Genomic DNA, 15,692 nt, shown 5'->3' with positions numbered 1-15,692 from the left:
GTTCCCCATTCCCAGCCTCATACCAACCACAACGACACGCCCGCCAACAACGCACCGATGCCGGTGGCGGCGAGTACGTCGCTGGGGTAGTGCAGGCCCAGGACCACCCGCGACAACGCCACGCAGACGATGAAGGGCACCAGCAGCGGTGCCAGCCAGGGGTAGTAGGCAAGGGCGACGATGCCGAAGGACACCGCGTGCAGGGTGTGGCCGGAGGGGAAGCTGAACTCGTCCAGCGGCGCCACCCAGGCGCGGATGCGCAGGTCGGCGGCGTACGGGCGCGGGCGCCGGGTCCAGCGCTTCAGACCTTTGTACAGGCTCAGCGCGACCACGCCGGTGGCGGCCATGTGCGCGGAGGCGAATACGCCGTCCATGCCGTCGCACAGCACCAGCAGGGTCATCAGCGCGTACCAGAACACGCCGTCGCCGAGCCGGCTGATCACCGCGAAGAAACGCCGCACCGAACGCCGCCGGCACCAGTGGTTGGCGCGCCGGCACCAGCGGGTCTCGTGCCCGCGCAGGATCTCAAGCCGCGTCGACATGCGTCCTCCGGGTGTTCGCCAGTTCGGTGAGCAGTGCGTCGAAATCGGCCACCACGCGCTCCGGGCGCAGTTGCTGCATCGATGCGCAGGCCGCCTCGCCCAGCCGGCGGCGCAAGGCGTCGTCGCTGCCCAGGCGCAGGGCGGCGGCGATGAACGCCGCGTCGTCGGCCACCGCCGCGCCGTTGAGGCCGTCGCGCAGGTACTCGCGTGCCGCGCCGTAGTCGAAGGCGACCGTGGCCACGCCACTGGCCATCGCCTCCAGGGTCACGTTGCCGAAGGTCTCGCTGCGGCTGGGGAACAGGAACAGGTCGCCGCTGGCGAAATGCCGCGCCAGCGCGTCGCCGCGCTGCACGCCGCAGAAGATGAAGTCGGGATTCTCCTGCGCCAGACGCTCGCGCAGCGGGCCGTCGCCGACCCAGACGAAGCGCGCACGCGGGCGCAGCTGCTGCAACTGGCGGAACGCGCGCACCGCCAGCGGCAGGTTCTTCTCCGAGGCGATGCGGCCCACGTACAGCACCGCACAATCCTCGTCCTGCAGGCCCCACTGCTGGCGCAACTGCGCATCGCGGCGCTGCGGCTCGAACTGCTTGCTGTCCACTGCGCGCGCCAGCAGGCGTACGCGCTCGAAACCCTGGGTGGCGAGGAAGTCGCGCAACTCGCGGGTCGGCACCAGCGTCGCCTGGGCCTGGTTGTGGAAGCGCCGCATCCAGCGCAGCGCGGTCGACTGCAGCCACGCCGCGCCGTACTGCGGCAGGTATTCGTCGAAGCGGGTATGGAAGCCGGTGGCGATCGGAATGCCCAGGCGGCGCGCGCTGCGCAGCGCCGACCAGCCCAGCGGGCCCTCGGTGGCGATGTACACCGCATCCGGCGGCGCCGCCTGCCACAGCTTGGTCAGGCGCCGCGGCGCCGGCAGGCCGAACTTCAGCCCCGGATAGCGCGGCAGCGCCGCACCGCGCACCAGCCGCAGATCCGCCGGGTCGGCATCGCCGACCTGGCGCGGACGCACCACGTCGACGGTATGGCCACGTGCGCGCAGCCCCAGTTCCAGCCCCTGCACGGTCAGCGCAACGCCGTTGACCTCAGGGGGATACGTCTCGGTGACGATCGCGTAGCGCATGCGGGGGCTCCGGTTTGACTAAGCCTCGCGCACCGCAGTGAAGCGAACATGTCCAGCGCATGTAGGAACGATGACGCTAAAAGCCGGGATTCGGGATTCGGGATTCGGGATTCGGGATTCGGGATTCGGGATTTTCGCAAGTTCGTCGCCGTGCCGCTTTTCTGTGGGAGGGGCTTCAGCCCCGACGCCTTACCCATACCGCGTCGGGGCTGAAGCCCCTCCCACAAAAAAAGCCGCGGTGTCGCGGCTTCAGGGAGGACGGCTTTTCTTTCAAAAACCGGAACTTTTTTCATCAAATCGCTTGACCGCGATTTGACCGCGGACAGCATGCTGCCATCCCGAATCCCGAATCCCGAATCCCGAATCCCGAATCCCGAATCCCGAATCCCGAATCCCGAATCCCGAATCCCGAATCCCGAATCCCGAATCCCGAATCCCGAATCCCGAATCCCGAATCCCAGCCTTCAAGCCACAAACGGCCGGAAATTGATCCCCAGCCCCGCCATGCCCTCGACCTCGCCGATCAGGTCGGCGCGCTGCAGCGGCCGCGACTCGATCCACGGCTGCGACAGGATCAGGTGCAGGTTGGCGCCGTCGGCCTTCAGTTCCAGCGCCGGGATCGGGTCCGCTTCGTGCGCGCGGTGCAGCAGCACCGCCAGGCGCAGCAGCGCGGCCTTGCGCTTGGCGCTGAGCAGCAGGCGGTCGGGCAGCGCGTCGAACGCGGTCTTGGAGACGTTGCGGCGGTGCGTGCGCACCAGCGTGGCCAGCACCTGCTGCTCCTGCCGCGAGAAGCCGGCGATGTCCGAGTGCTCCAGCACGTAGGCACCGTGCACGTGGTACTGGCTGTGCGCGATGGCCTGGCCGAGTTCGTGCAGGCGCGCGGCCCAGCCGAGCATGCGCGCGTCGTCGGCATCCAGCGCCCAGTCGCCGGCGACCTGCTCGAACAGCGCCATCGCGGTGTGCTCCACGCGCGCGGCCTGCGCTTCGTCGATGCCGTAGCGCTGGGTGAGCGCGGCGATCGCGGTTTCGCGCGGATCGTTCTCGCCGCCGCGGCCGAGCATGTCGTAGAGGATGCCTTCGCGCATGGCCGCCTTGCTCACCATCAGCCGTTGCAGGCCCAGCGCCTGGAACGCCGCTTCCAGCACCAGCACGCCGCCGGCGATGATCGGCCGGCGGTCGGCGGACAGGCCCGGCAGGTCGATGTCCTCGATGCGCTTGGCCAGCAGCAGGCGGTCGCGCAGTTGCGGCAGCGCCTCGGCGGTGATCGCGCCCTTGGTCAGCTTCATCGCCGCGCAGATCTCGCCGATCGCCTTGTGCGTGCCGGACGAGCCCAGCGCCTCGTGCCAGCCCAGCGCACGGTACTGCCCGGCGAACTGCTGGAACTCGGCGCCGATCTCGGTCAGCGCGTCCTTCCACTTCTTCTTGGACAGCTTGCCGCCCGGGAAGAAGCGCCGCGTGCTGGCGATGCAGCCGGCCTGCAGGCTCTCGCGTTCCAGGGTCTGGAAGCCGCTGCCGATGATGAACTCGGTGGAGCCGCCGCCGATGTCGATCACCAGGCGGCGTTCGTTCGGCTTGGGCGGCTGCGCATGGGCCACGCCCAGGTAGATCAGGCGCGCTTCCTCGCGGCCGCTGACCACTTCGATCGGATGGCCGAGCGCGGTTTCGCCGGGAATCAGGAAGGTCTGCGGCGAGCGCAACTGGCGCACGGTGTTGGTGGCCAACGCACGCACCCGCAGCGAGGGCAGGTCGCGGATGCGCTGGCCGAAGCGCGCCAGGCATTCCAGCGCGCGCTGTCGCGCCTCGGCGGACAGCCCGCCCTTGTTGTCCAGGCCGTCGGCCATGCGCACGGTCTCGCGCAGGCGGTCCACCACCCGCAGCTGCCCGAGCTGATAGCGGGCGATGACCATGTGGAAACTGTTGGAACCCAGGTCGATGGCGGCCAGCAGGTCGCCGTCGCGCAGCGGCGGATGAGTGGGGGAAGTGGCAGGCATGGCGGAATGGTAGCCGATGCGCGGCGCACGCCGTGGAGACGGCGCCGCGCTGCGCTCAGAGCCCGTCGAGCAGGGCCAGTTGCGCCGAATGCGGCGGCTGGTCCTGGCCCGGAGCGAGCTTGTGGTAGTTGCCGGTCGCGTCCAGTTCCCAGGCGTTGAGATTGTCGGCCAGATAGTTCTGCAGCACCTCGCGGTGGATGCGCTTGACCAGGTCCGGATCGAGGATCGGGAAGCCGGTCTCCACGCGCCGCAGCAGGTTGCGTTCCAGCCAGTCGGCGCTGGCGCAGAACAGTTCCGGCGCGCCGTCGTTGCCGAACCAGTAGACCCGGCTGTGCTCGAGGAAACGACCCACGATCGAGCGCACCCGGATGTTGTCGGACACGCCCGGCACGCCGGGGCGCAGGGTGCAGGCGCCGCGTACGATCAGGTCGATCTTCACGCCCGCCTGCGAGGCCGCATACAGCGCGCGGATCACCTGCGGCTCGTTGAGCGCGTTCATCTTGGCGATGATGCGGCCCGGACGGCCCGCATGCGCCAGTTTGGTCTCGCGCTCGATTCGGTGCAGCACGCCCGGGTGCAGGGTGAAAGGCGATTGCAGCAGGCGCTTGAGGCGGATCTTCGGCGCCAGACCGGACAACTGCTGGAACAGCAGATGCACGTCGTTGCCGATGTCCACGTCGGCGGTGATCAGGCTCAGGTCGGTATAGGCGCGCGCGGTGCCGCTGTGGTAGTTGCCGGTGCCCAGGTGCACGTAGCGGCGCAGCTTGCGGCCCTCGCGGCGCACGATCAGCAGCATCTTGGCGTGGGTCTTGTAGCCGACCACGCCGTACACCACCTGTACGCCGGCTTCCTGCAGGCGGTCGGCCAGGCCCAGGTTGGCCTCTTCGTCGAAGCGCGCGCGCAGCTCCACCACCACGGTGACGTCCTTGCCGTTGCGCGCGGCCAGCACCAGCGCATCGACGATCGCCGAGTCCTTGCCGGTGCGGTACAGGGTCTGCTTGATCGCCAGCACGTTGGGGTCGACCGCGGCCTGCTTGATCAGGTCCAGCACCGCGGTGAAGGCGTCGAACGGGTGGTGCAGCAGCACGTCGCCGGCGGCGGCGATCTCGAAGATGCCTTCGCTGTCGCGCAGCGTGCGCGGGTTCATCGGCGGATACTTCAGGTCCGGGCGCTGCACCAGGTCGTAGACCTGGTTGACCCGGCTCAGGTTGACCGGGCCATTGATGCGGTAGACCGCGTTTTCCGGAAGCTCGAAGTTCTGCAGCAGGGTGCGCACGATCGACTTGGGGCAGTCCTCGGCGATCTCCAGCCGCACCGCCGGCCGGTAGCCGCGGTTGACCAGTTCGTCGCGCAGCGCCAGCGCCAGGTTCTCCACTTCCTCCTCGTCCACCACCAGTTCCGAGTTGCGGGTGACGCGGAACTGGTAGGAGCCCATCACCTCCATGCCCGGGAACAGCTCGTCGACGAAGGTGGACAACACCGAGGACAGGAACACGAAGCTCTGGCCGCCCTCGGCCAGGCTTTCCGGCAACTGGATGATGCGCGGCAGCGAGCGCGGCGCGCGCACGATCGCCAAGTGGCCGACACGGCCGAACGCGTCGGTGCCCTTGAGCACCACCACGATGTTCAGCGACTTGTTGAGGATCTTCGGGAACGGATGCGCCGGGTCCAGGCCCAGCGGCGACAGCACCGGCATGATCTCGTTGCGGAAGTAGGCGCGCAGCCAGCGCTTCTGTCGCGCGTTCCAGGAATGCCGGCCGAGAACGCCGATGCCGGCGTCCTTCAGCGCCGGACGCAGCACCTCGTTCCAGCAGCGGTACTGCTGGTCGACCAGTTGCGCGGCGCGGTCGTGGATCGCGTTGAGGATGGCGTTGGGGCTCATGCCGTCCGGCGCCGGCGGCAGCCCGAACTCCTGGGCATGGCGCACGGTGGCGGCGCGGATCTCGAAGAACTCGTCCAGGTTGGTGCAGGAGATGCACAGGAAGCGCAGCCGCTCCAGCAACGGCACCTGCGGGTCCTGCGCCTGTGCCAGCACCCGGAAATTGAAATCCAGTTGCGACAGTTCGCGGTTGAGGTACAGCGCCGGATCGCGCAGCGGATCGCTGGGAACGTCCGGTGGCGGCGTGGGCGGCAGGGCGGCGGCGCGGGGCATGGCGATACTCGTTAGGCGGAGGTCAGGGTGGCATGGTCGTGCCGCGGATGCACGCGCCCGGCGCCGAAGTGACAGGAGAAGGTGCTGCCCTTGCCGACTTCGCTCTCGATCTCCAGCCGCGCCTGGTGCAGGCCGAGCACGTGCTTGACGATCGACAGGCCCAGGCCGGTGCCGCCGCTCTCGCGCGAACGGCTGCTGGAGACCCGGTAGAAGCGCTCGGTGATCCGCGGCAGGTGATGCGCGGGAATGCCGTAGCCGCTGTCGCGCACCGACAGCACCGCACCGTCGCCCTCGCGGGCGAAGGTGATGCGGATGGTGCCGCCGGCCGCGGTGTAGCGCACCGCGTTGGTGACCAGGTTGGAGAAGGCGCTGTGCAGCTCCTTGTTGGAGCCGACCAGGTCGCAATCGGCCTCGTCGTGGACCTCGATGCGGTGCCGGCCCTGGCTGTGCGCCTCGGCCTCGCGGCGCAGCGTGGCCAGCATCGGCGCCATCGCGATCGACTCCTCGTTGGCGTGCTCCTGCGATTCCAGCCGCGACAGGGTGAGCAGGTCCTCGACCAGTTGGGTCATGCGCTGCGACTGCTTGCGCATCTCGGCGATCATCGGCCCCGAATCCGGGAAGTCCTCCGGATCGAGCATGTCCAGATAGCCATGGACCACGGTCAGCGGCGTGCGCAGTTCGTGCGAGACATTGGCGACGAAATCGCGGCGCACCTGCTCCAGTTGCAGCAGCTTGCTGACGTCGCGGGCGACCAGCAGCCAGTGGTCCTCGGAATAGGGAATCAGGCGCAGGTTCAGGCGCAGGCGCTCGTCGACCGGCGAGGGCATGTCCAGCATCGGCTCGGCGTTGCGACCGGCGCTGAGCCAGTGCGCCAGCGGCATCGGCTGCAGCCGCTCCACCACCGGCGCGCCGAGGTCGCCGGGATGGCGCAGGCCGAGCAGGGTGCCGGCCGCCTCGTTGAACCACTGGATGCGCTGGCTGTTGCGGTCCACCACCACCACCGCGTCGGGCAGCGCCGCGGCGGCGGCGCGGTAGGCGCGCAGCATGTCCAGCAGGCGCCGCTTGCGCACGCGCATTTCCGCCTGGCTGCGGTACAGCAGCCGGTCCAGTTCGTTCCACACCCCGGTGCCGGCCGGCGGCTCCCAGCGCTGGCGCGCGGTCAGCCGCCGCAGCACCCGCCGCAGTCGCCAGTAGTGCCAGCCCATCACCCCCAGCGACATCAGGGTCAGCGCCATCCACACGTGGCCGCCGATCCAGCCGGCCAGCAACGCCAGCAGCAGCATGCCGGCGAGCGTGCCGAGGGTCTTCAACCAGGCGGAGCGGATGTGGCGGGGCATCGGGAACGCACTCTGTCGCAAAGGATCGTGATCCGTCCGCCGTTATAGCAGGCCAAGCTGGCGGTCAGATGGACGCAGAGAAGCGATAGCCGGAACCGCGGACGGTCTGCACCATGTTTTCCACCGCGAACGGCTCCAGCGTCTTGCGCAGGCGGCGGATGTGCACGTCGATGGTGCGCTCTTCCACGTAGACGCTGCCGCCCCAGACGTGGTCGAGCAACTGCGCGCGGCTGTACACGCGCTCGGGATGGGTCATGAAGAAGTGCAGCAGGCGGTACTCGGTCGGGCCGATCGGCACCGGGGCGTCCCCGGCGAACACCCGGTGCGCGGCGCCGTCGATGCGCAGGCTGCCGACCGAGACGCTGCCGTCCTCGTCGTCCTCGCGGGTGCGACGCATCACCGCGCGGATCCGCGCCAGTAGCTCGCGCGCGGAGAACGGCTTGACCACGTAGTCGTCGACGCCGGCCTCCAGGCCGCCGACCCGGTCGTTCTCCTCGCCGCGGGCGGTGAGCATGATGATCGGCACTTCGCGGGTCATCGCATCCTTGCGCCAGCGCCGGGCCAGTTCCAGGCCGCTGGTGCCGGGCAGCATCCAGTCCAGCAGGATCAGGTCCGGGACCCGGTCGGCGATCGAGGTCTGCGCCTCGCGGGCATCGCCGGCATGCACCGGCTCGAAGTCGCCCTTGCGCAGGGCGAACGCGACCATGTCGCGGATGGCCGGTTCGTCGTCGACGATCAGGATGCGTTTCTGCACAACGGCACCGTGGAACTGGGGAGGAAGGTCGCCAGTAGACTACGGTTTTATTACGTTTAAATGACGTCTGCCATGGGCGCGTTTCAGCGCCGTTGCATGTCCGGGTCCTGCACGCCCTGGCGGTGCAGTTCCAGCACCGTTGGAGTGATCGCGGCGATGCGCGCGTCGATGCGCGCGCGCGCCACATAGTCCAGGTCGCTGCGCTTCTTCAGGTTGTTGAGCTGGATCAGCGCCTGCTCCGGGTGCCCGTTCAGGTAGGCGGCCTCGGCATAGGCCTCGCCGGCGCGGGTCTCGTCGCCGGCCAGTTCGCAGGCGCGGGCGAAGGTGCGCTGGAACACCGGATCCTCCGCGGCCGCCCCCAGGAGCGGCCGCAGCACCGCCTGCGCGCGCTGGCCGGCCTGGCGGCCGCCCTGTTCGTTGAGGGCGGTGGCATAGCTCAGCGCCACCGCGCGGTTGCTGGGCATCCGCTTGACCAGCGCCTCGAAGCGCTGGTCGGCGGCCTGGGGCCGGCCGGCCTTGGCCTCGGCCTCGGCCACCGCCACGGTCAGCCACCAGTTGTCCGGATGCGCCTGCAGCAGGCCGTCCAGCGTCTGCGCCACGTCCTGTGCGCCGCCGCCGGCGCGCAGCCGGGCCAGCGCCAGGCCGTAGCGCTGGGCATCGCTCAGGCCCTGCTTGCTGCCCTGGCGCAGGCCCTCGTACTCGCGGATCGCATCGGCAGGGGTGTTGGCGCTGAACACCCGCAGCCGCTCGCGGGCCCACTCGAACTGGCCGCTGGGGCCGCGCGCGTAGTTGGCGAACGGCAACTGCAGGCCGCCCGGCAGCAGCGGATTGCTGGGCGCGCCCAGCGGCTGGCTCAGCGACACGTCGTTCGGGTCGACCCGCTCCTGCAGGGTGCCGCCGGGCACGCTGGTGGTCACGGTCAGGGTGTTCTTCTTCATCTGCTCGGCGCGCTCGCGCGCCTCGCTGATGCGGGTGGTGGTGACCGGGTGGGTCATCAGGAAGTCGGGGGTGCTGTAGCCGCCCTGGTTGCCGCGCATCGCCAGCGACATGCGCTCGAAGAAGCCGGCCATCGCATCGACGTCATAGCCGCTGCGCGCCAGGGTGCGGATACCCAGGCGGTCGGCCTCCGATTCGTTGGAGCGGGTGTAGTCGATCTGCCGCTGCTGCATCAGCCCCAGGCCGCTGGCGATCGCCGCCTGAGTGGCGTCGCCGCTGGAGCGCCCGCCGGCCTGCTGCGCGGCGACCACCGCGGCGAGCATGCCGAGCAGGATCGGGATCTGGTCGCGCTGCGCCCGCTCCACCCCGCGCAGCACGTGCTGCTGGGTGACGTGGGCGATCTCGTGCGACAGCACCGCAGCCACCTCGTCCTCGCGCTCGGCGGTCAGCACCAGGCCGGCATTGACCGCCACGTAGCCGCCGAGGGTGGCGAAGGCGTTGATCTGGCGGTCGCGCAGCATGAAGAAGGTGAACTTCTGCTGCGGCTGGTCGCTGTTGGCGCCGAGCCGGGTGCCCATGGTCTGCAGCCAGTCGTCGATCAGCGGGTCCTCGAGCACGTAGCCGTAGCTGCGCAACTCGGCCAGCATCATCTTGCCGTACTCGGCCTGGCGCGCCGGGGTCAGCAGCTCGCCGGCGGAGGAGCCGATGTCCGGCAGCTTGTTCTCCTGGGCCGGCGCCACGGCGCGGGCGGTGGCCAGGGTGATCGCGAAGGCGAGCGGCAGCAGGCGCAAGACGGGCTCCAAGAGGACAGGCGGACGCCGGGTGGCGGCCGGGACGGCGGTGAATCCGGGATGATTCGCAGTGTTGCGGCAGCGGCCTCGAAAATCCACCCGGCCGCTACCATAGTGGCTTGGACCCTCTACACCGCCCGGAGTTTCCCGTGGACAACCCAACTGCCGACACCGGCCACGCCGACGGCCCGCCGATCACCCTCTATTCCACCGCGATCTGCCCGTATTGCGTGGCGGCCAAGAACTTCCTCAAGAGCAAGGGCCGCACCTGGAACGAGGTGCGGATCGACCTGGACCCGGCCGAGCGCGAGAAGATGGTCGCCCTGGCGCGGCGCACCAGCGTGCCGCAGATCTTCGTCGGCGACGTCCACGTCGGCGGCTACGACGACATGATGGCGCTGCACCGCGCCGGCAAGCTGGAACCGTTGCTCGACGGCCACGCCCCCGAGGCGCAGGCATGAGCGGCGCCGCGACGGGCGAGGGCGGCGCGTCCGGGCAGGACCGCGTCCGCGAGTTCACCGAGTTCCGCCAGCGCATGAACCATCGCATCCTGGCCGAGCCGAACCAGGTGGTGCGGCGCTTCTTCGCGCTGGACACCCAGACCTACCAGGCCGGCGCTCTGGACGTGAAGACCAAGGAACTGCTCGGCCTGGTCGCCTCGCTGGTGCTGCGCTGCGACGACTGCATCAGCTACCACGTGGCCCAGTGCAAGGAGGCCGGGGTCAGCCGCGAGGAGTTCTTCGAGACCTTCTCGGTGGGCCTGGTGGTCGGCGGATCGATCGTGATTCCGCACCTGCGCCGCGCGGTGGACTTCCTCGACACGCTGGAGGCCGGCGAGGCCGCCGCCCCGGCGCAGCACGCGCACGACTGAGCCCGCCGCGGCCTGTCGACGGCCGCCGGCACCGCGCCGGCGGCCGTCCGGTTTTGGGCGCCTTCACCGGCTTCGGGCATAATTACCGCTGAAACCTCCTTGCGCCTGCAGTCCCGGCTCCCGGGCGGCGCTCCCCCTTCTTGTACGGAAACCGCAACCCTATGACGCAGACAATCACGGTCATCCGTGGCGATGGCATCGGCCCGGAGATCATGGACGCCACGCTGTTCGTGCTCGACGCGCTGAACGCCGGCCTCACCTACGAATACGCCGACGCGGGCCTGGTGGCGCTGGAGAAGCACGGCGATCTGCTGCCGGCCGCCACGCTGGAGTCGATCCGCAAGAACAAGGTGGCGCTGAAGAGCCCGCTGACCACGCCGGTGGGCGAGGGCTTCAGCTCGATCAACGTGGCCATGCGCCGCCAGTTCGACCTGTACGCCAACGTGCGTCCGGCCAAGTCGTTCCCGAACACCAAGTCGCGTTTCGGTGCCGGCGTGGACCTGATCACCGTGCGCGAGAACACCGAAGGCGCCTACCTGAGCGAAGGCCAGGAAGTGTCCGCCGACGGCGAGACCGCGCTGTCGATGGCCAAGGTGACCCGCAAGGGCTCCGAGCGCATCGTCCGCTATGCCTTCGACCTGGCCCGCGCGACCGGCCGCAAGAAGGTCACCGCGGTGCACAAGGCCAACATCATCAAGTCCACCTCCGGCCTGTTCCTGAAGGTGGCGCGTGAAGTGGCGGCGAACTACCCGGAGATCGAATTCCAGGAAATGATCGTCGACAACGCCTGCATGCAGTTGGTGATGCGTCCGGAGCAGTTCGACATCATCGTCACCACCAACCTGTTCGGCGACATCCTGTCGGACCTGTGCGCCGGCCTGGTCGGCGGCCTGGGCCTGGCCCCGGGCGCCAACATCGGCGTGGACGCGGCGATCTTCGAAGCCGTGCACGGCTCGGCCCCGGACATCGCCGGGCAGGGCAAGGCCAACCCGTGCGCGCTGCTGCTGGGCGCGGCGCAGCTGCTGGACCACATCGGCCAGCCGCAGAACGCCGAGCGCCTGCGCAACGCCATCGTCGCCACCCTGGAAGCCAAGGATGGGCTGACCCCGGACCTGGGCGGCAGCGGCAACACCATGGGCTTCGCCCAGGCCATCGCCCGCCGCCTCTGAGCGCGCCGGAAGATCGCACAAAAAGAAAGGGCGCCCAGGGCGCCCTTTCTTTTGCTTGCAGGTTGTCTGAAGCCGCTTCAGCTCATCGATCAAGGGAAGTCGCTCTTGCGATTCCCCAATCCCGATTCCCGACTCCCGGCTTCAATTCCGCGACTGCAGCTTCGACAGCAGGCGCAGGAACTCCAGGTACAGCCACACCAGCGTCACCATCAGGCCGAACGCGCCGTACCACTCCATATACTTGGGTGCGCCCTGTTCGACGCCGCTTTCGATGAAGTCGAAGTCCAGCACCAGGTTCAGCGCCGCCACCACCACCACGAACAGGCTGAACAGGATGCCGACCGTGCCGGAGGCGTGGATGTAGGGGATCTGGATGTTGAAGAAGCCCAGCACCATGGTCGCCAGGTACACGAGGACGATGCCGCCGGTGGCCGCGACCACGCCCAGCTTGAAATTCTCGGTGGCCTTGATCATGCCGCTGCGGTAGGCGAACAGCATCGCGAACAGGGTGCCGAAGGTCAGCAGCACCGCCTGCAGCACGATGCCGTTGAATCGGTGCTCGTAGACCGCCGAAATCGAGCCGAGGAAGAAACCTTCCACCAGCGCGTACAGCGGCGCGGTGATCGGCGCCCAGTTCTTCTTGAAGATGGTGATCATGGCCAGGATGAAGCCGCCGATGGCGCCGCCCAGCGCGTAGCCGACCACGCCCGGGGCGATCGTCTCGTTGCCCGCGGCGTCGACCGAGATCGACTGGCTCCAGGCGAACACGGCGGTGATCACGCTCAGCATCAACAGCACGCCGGTCTTGTTGGCGGTGCCGTTCAGGGTCATCACGCCGCTGTCGCGGGCGACCACCGCGCCGCTGCCGAGGTCGAGGAAGGTGGAGTCCTTCAATGCGGGATTGCCGCTGCGAAACATGCTGTTTTCTCCTTCGAAAGTGGCGCTCGGCCGGTGCCGATGGCAAGCCGTGAGCATAGCGCAGGCGATGTTGCGCGCATGCGACGTTGACAGCGGGCCACAAGCTTCCCACAATAGCCGACCTTTCCGGCCTTGGCCGCGAGGGATGTTCCGCCGGGGTATAGCGCAGTCTGGTAGCGCGCCTGCTTTGGGAGCAGGATGTCGGGGGTTCGAATCCCTCTACCCCGACCAATCCGATGTCCAACGGCGGAAAGGAATGCGACAATCCAGCCAGGGCGCCCGTAGCTCAACTGGATAGAGCACCGGCCTTCTAAGCCGGCGGTTACAGGTTCGATTCCTGTCGGGCGCGCCAACACCGGCGCCGGGCGGGAGATTCAAGGTTTCAATGGTGGCTGTAGCTCAGTTGGTTAGAGTACTGGATTGTGATTCCAGATGTCGGGGGTTCGAGTCCCCTCAGCCACCCCATTGAATCGCGTGACCCGATGCTTCGCGGGGTGTTGCAACGAAGCAAAAAAGCACATAGAATGTGTGACTCAGTTTCAGGGCCGTTAGCTCAGTTGGTAGAGCAGTTGACTCTTAATCAATAGGTCCAAGGTTCGAATCCTTGACGGCCCACCAAATAAAACAGCCACTTAGCGCAAGCCAAGTGGCTGTTTTTCTATGCGCCGGGAAAATTCCCGGGAAAAATACGCCGGGAACGCACTACTTGCGCGTGGGTGGCGGCACCAGCGGCAGGTCGTGGGCATACCGGTTCGTCGTCTCCGGGTTGGCGTGGCCCGCGGCGTCCTGCTTGTTGGCCTGGTTGCCGGCGGTGTTGGTGATGCCGCGGTGCTTGAGGCCGTGCAGGCCGAACCGCGTTTCGGCGTCGATCACCTTCTCCTTGAGCGCCATGGGGGTCATGCGCTGCCAGGCACTGTCGAGGAACGATTTCCGCAGGGGCGTGCCGGACTGGCTCACCAGCAGCTGGCGCCGCTCGGGCTTGAGCTGCACCGGCGCCTTGTGTGCTTCCATGACCTTCGCGCGGTAGTTGGCTAGCCAGGCCCAGGTCGCGCGCAGCTCGTCGTTCCAGAGCGTGACGTTGTCGCGCGACCCCTTCCGCCGCTCGCTGCGCACCCCGTCTTCCTGAGCATGGGCATCCGTCAGGTCTGTGACCTCGATCCCCCCGCAGGCGCAGGTTGTAAGCGAGCCTCATCACGGCAGCCAGATAGGGGGGGGGGGGGGCACGCTGCCCAAGGTGTGTGCCTTCCGCCGTCCGCGCTCCTCGACGAACGCGAGCAGGGTGGCGAACACCTCCGGCTCGGGCGTGCGATGGTCGGCCTTCTCCTTGACCTAGCGCACGCCCCTTGGCCAGGTTGTGCGTGCACAGGCCGTGCCGGATGCCCCAGCCGAACGTCCCGCGCAGATAGCGCAGGACGTGATTGGCCTTACTTGGCCTCGCCTCGACCGCCGGCTGCAGCTTGGATGCTTCCCGGCCAGCCGCCAGGGTCTCGACCAGGCGCTGAATCATCGGGACCGTCATGCGCGCAATCTGCAACTGCCCGAACGGCGATCCATCCTTGAGGACGTAGGTGCAGGCGACTTCGCTGCACCAGCGGTAGTCGCGCTTCGTTTCGGCCGACAGCTCCGCGAACTCGGTCGAGGCCTCGAATCGGGAGCGCAGGTAGGAGAGGGTACCTCGGGCGTGCTCGCATGTGGTCGCCTCGACGATCGCGTGCAACTCGGAGAGGCGGGCGTCGGCATAGGCTTTGGTGCGCTTGAGCAGCCGGCCGCCCTCCGGGTGCGGCGGTAATAAAAACGGTTCATCTCCCAAGTGAGTGGAGAGAGGCGCACGGCCGACCCGGCAGACTTGCTGATGTCTAAGGCAACAAACTGGGGGCCGGCCATGGCCGACGGGGATTGTATGTCCCAGCTGGGAGGCTGGGTGGGATATCGGGTTGAGCACTGGCGGCACGAGCAACGCGGAGAGCGCCGCTGGCTGGTGCTGGAACTGACACCCAGGCCTGACCATGTTCATCGCTGCAGCGGCTGTGGCGAGGAAGTCGAGGCGATCCACGACCGCACGGTCCGCCGGATCCGCGATCTGCCGGTATTTGACGACCCGGTAGAGTTGGAGGTCGAGCGGCTGCGGCTGGCATGCCCGCGGTGCGGCCCGAGGCTGGAACAGTTGGATTGGCTTGATGCTCATTCCCGGGTGACGCGGCGGCTGGCCGGCAGCGTGGCCCGGCTGTGTGCAGCGACATCGGTTCGGCATGCCGCCCGCTGGCACGAGATCGACTGGAAGACGGCCAAGGCGATCGACTTCCGGGCGCTGGAGCGACGCGTGGGGCCGGTGGACCTGGATGGCGTATGCCGGATTGCGATGGATGAGTTCGCGATCCAGAAGGGCCACCGCTACGCCACGGTGGTGGTCGATGTGGGGCGCAAGCGGGTGCTGTGGGTGGGCCGCGGACGCTCCCGGGCCGAGGTCAGGCCGTTCTTCGAGTTGCTCGGGCCGGAAGATCGAGGCGGTGGCGATGGACATGAACGCCGCTTACGACCTGCAGGTGCGGCAGCACTGCCCAAACGCGCGCGTGGTCTACGACCTGTTCCACGTGGTCGCCAAGTACGGTCGCGAGGTGATCAGCCGGGTACGGGTGGATGCAGCCAACCAGCTGCGCCATGACAAGCCCGCGCGCCAGGTGGTCAAGCGCGCACACTGGCTGCTGCTGCGCAACCCGGCGAATCTGAAGGACACCGAACAGATGCGCCTGGCCGAGGTGCTGGACGCCAACCGGTCGTTGCTTGCGGTCTACGTGATGAAGGAGCAACTCAAGGCGCTGTGGAACGCGGCCTCGGCCTGGGCCTGGCGCAGTGCCTGGAAACAGTGGCTATGCCACGCCCAGGAGAGCGGCATCCCGGCGTTGATGCACTTCGCCAAATGCCTGCGCCCCTACTGGCGCGGCATCCTCAGTCGGGTGCGCTGGCCGATGCACACCGGCTTGGTCGAGGGCATCAACAACCGCATCAAGGTCATCAAACGCATCGCCTATGGCTACCGCGACGACGCCTACTTCTTCCTAAAGATCCGCGCTGCCTTCCCGGAGTTGGGTGAAGAACCATAAAAAAGGGGCGTAT

General features: G+C 68.1%; 12 protein-coding genes, 4 tRNA genes and 1 pseudogene. 8 read left to right on the top strand and 9 right to left on the bottom strand.

Features of this window, described 5'->3' with window-relative positions; all coding sequences use genetic code 11:
- Nucleotides 1–17 precede the first annotated feature (17 nt).
- The 7 genes from AC1G9L_RS17110 to AC1G9L_RS17080 form a co-directional block, all read right to left on the bottom strand.
- Entirely contained in the window at nt 18–542 is a 525-nt protein-coding gene (locus AC1G9L_RS17110; RefSeq protein ID WP_019801805.1) for a phosphatase PAP2 family protein, read from the bottom strand.
- Complete coding sequence (locus AC1G9L_RS17105) at nt 526–1,659, bottom strand: glycosyltransferase family 4 protein (protein WP_481069569.1); 1,134 nt, start codon at nt 1,657–1,659, stop codon at nt 526–528. The genes AC1G9L_RS17110 and AC1G9L_RS17105 overlap by 17 nt, the downstream gene beginning before the upstream one ends.
- 464 nt (nt 1,660–2,123) lie before the next feature.
- Nucleotides 2,124–3,650 carry an exopolyphosphatase gene (ppx, locus tag AC1G9L_RS17100; protein WP_010341110.1) on the bottom strand — a complete coding sequence of 509 codons (1,527 nt, stop codon included), beginning with the start codon at nt 3,648–3,650 and terminating at the stop codon, nt 2,124–2,126.
- A 55-nt stretch (nt 3,651–3,705) separates the two neighbouring features.
- Complete coding sequence (gene ppk1 / locus AC1G9L_RS17095) at nt 3,706–5,802, bottom strand: polyphosphate kinase 1 (RefSeq protein WP_019801328.1); 2,097 nt, start codon at nt 5,800–5,802, stop codon at nt 3,706–3,708.
- 11 nt (nt 5,803–5,813) lie between these two features.
- Nucleotides 5,814–7,139, bottom strand: coding sequence for a phosphate regulon sensor histidine kinase PhoR (gene phoR / locus AC1G9L_RS17090; RefSeq protein WP_010341113.1), 1,326 nt, complete (start codon nt 7,137–7,139; stop codon nt 5,814–5,816).
- A 64-nt stretch (nt 7,140–7,203) separates the two neighbouring features.
- Nucleotides 7,204–7,893 (bottom strand): phosphate regulon transcriptional regulator PhoB, encoded by a 690-nt coding sequence (gene phoB, locus AC1G9L_RS17085; RefSeq protein WP_010341114.1) that lies wholly within the window; start codon nt 7,891–7,893, stop codon nt 7,204–7,206.
- A gap of 83 nt (nt 7,894–7,976) precedes the next feature.
- Nucleotides 7,977–9,620, bottom strand: a complete 1,644-nt coding sequence (locus AC1G9L_RS17080) for a M48 family metalloprotease (RefSeq protein WP_481069568.1) — start codon at nt 9,618–9,620, stop codon at nt 7,977–7,979.
- 149 nt (nt 9,621–9,769) lie between these two features.
- On the opposite strand from AC1G9L_RS17080, the gene grxC reads away from it, so the two are divergent.
- From grxC to AC1G9L_RS17065, 3 genes are all read left to right on the top strand, one after another.
- Nucleotides 9,770–10,081, top strand: coding sequence for a glutaredoxin 3 (grxC, locus tag AC1G9L_RS17075; RefSeq protein WP_019802020.1), 312 nt, complete (start codon nt 9,770–9,772; stop codon nt 10,079–10,081).
- Nucleotides 10,078–10,491, top strand: a complete 414-nt coding sequence (locus tag AC1G9L_RS17070; RefSeq protein ID WP_019802019.1) for a carboxymuconolactone decarboxylase family protein — start codon at nt 10,078–10,080, stop codon at nt 10,489–10,491. Before grxC ends, AC1G9L_RS17070 begins: the two co-directional genes overlap by 4 nt.
- Before the next feature lie 161 nt (nt 10,492–10,652).
- Nucleotides 10,653–11,660: an isocitrate dehydrogenase gene (locus AC1G9L_RS17065; RefSeq protein WP_019800438.1), complete on the top strand. Its 1,008-nt coding sequence runs from the start codon at nt 10,653–10,655 to the stop codon at nt 11,658–11,660.
- A 141-nt stretch (nt 11,661–11,801) separates the two neighbouring features.
- Here AC1G9L_RS17065 and AC1G9L_RS17060 read toward each other — a convergent pair whose 3' ends face one another.
- On the bottom strand, nt 11,802–12,578 hold the full coding sequence (locus tag AC1G9L_RS17060; protein ID WP_481069567.1) for a Bax inhibitor-1/YccA family protein: 777 nt from the start codon (nt 12,576–12,578) through the stop codon (nt 11,802–11,804).
- A gap of 154 nt (nt 12,579–12,732) precedes the next feature.
- On the opposite strand from AC1G9L_RS17060, the gene AC1G9L_RS17055 reads away from it, so the two are divergent.
- The 4 genes from AC1G9L_RS17055 to AC1G9L_RS17040 all read left to right on the top strand — a co-directional run bounded on the left by AC1G9L_RS17055 (nt 12,733) and on the right by AC1G9L_RS17040 (nt 13,196).
- Nucleotides 12,733–12,809 (top strand) — tRNA-Pro (locus AC1G9L_RS17055).
- A gap of 44 nt (nt 12,810–12,853) precedes the next feature.
- Nucleotides 12,854–12,930 (top strand) — tRNA-Arg (locus AC1G9L_RS17050).
- Nucleotides 12,931–12,966: 36 nt separating this feature from the next.
- Nucleotides 12,967–13,043 (top strand) — tRNA-His (locus tag AC1G9L_RS17045).
- A gap of 77 nt (nt 13,044–13,120) precedes the next feature.
- Nucleotides 13,121–13,196, top strand: a tRNA-Lys gene (locus tag AC1G9L_RS17040).
- Nucleotides 13,197–13,280: 84 nt separating this feature from the next.
- Here the strand turns inward: AC1G9L_RS17040 and AC1G9L_RS17035 are convergent.
- Nucleotides 13,281–13,691, bottom strand: a complete 411-nt coding sequence (locus AC1G9L_RS17035; protein WP_019800436.1) for a hypothetical protein — start codon at nt 13,689–13,691, stop codon at nt 13,281–13,283.
- A 769-nt stretch (nt 13,692–14,460) separates the two neighbouring features.
- Here AC1G9L_RS17035 and AC1G9L_RS17030 point away from each other — a divergent pair.
- Nucleotides 14,461–15,679, top strand: a pseudogene (locus tag AC1G9L_RS17030) (ISL3 family transposase).
- Nucleotides 15,680–15,692: the final 13 nt, after the last annotated feature.

The organism is Xanthomonas sp. NCPPB 1132, from assembly GCF_056629235.1.
This window is presented reverse-complemented; position numbering and strand designations above follow the sequence as displayed.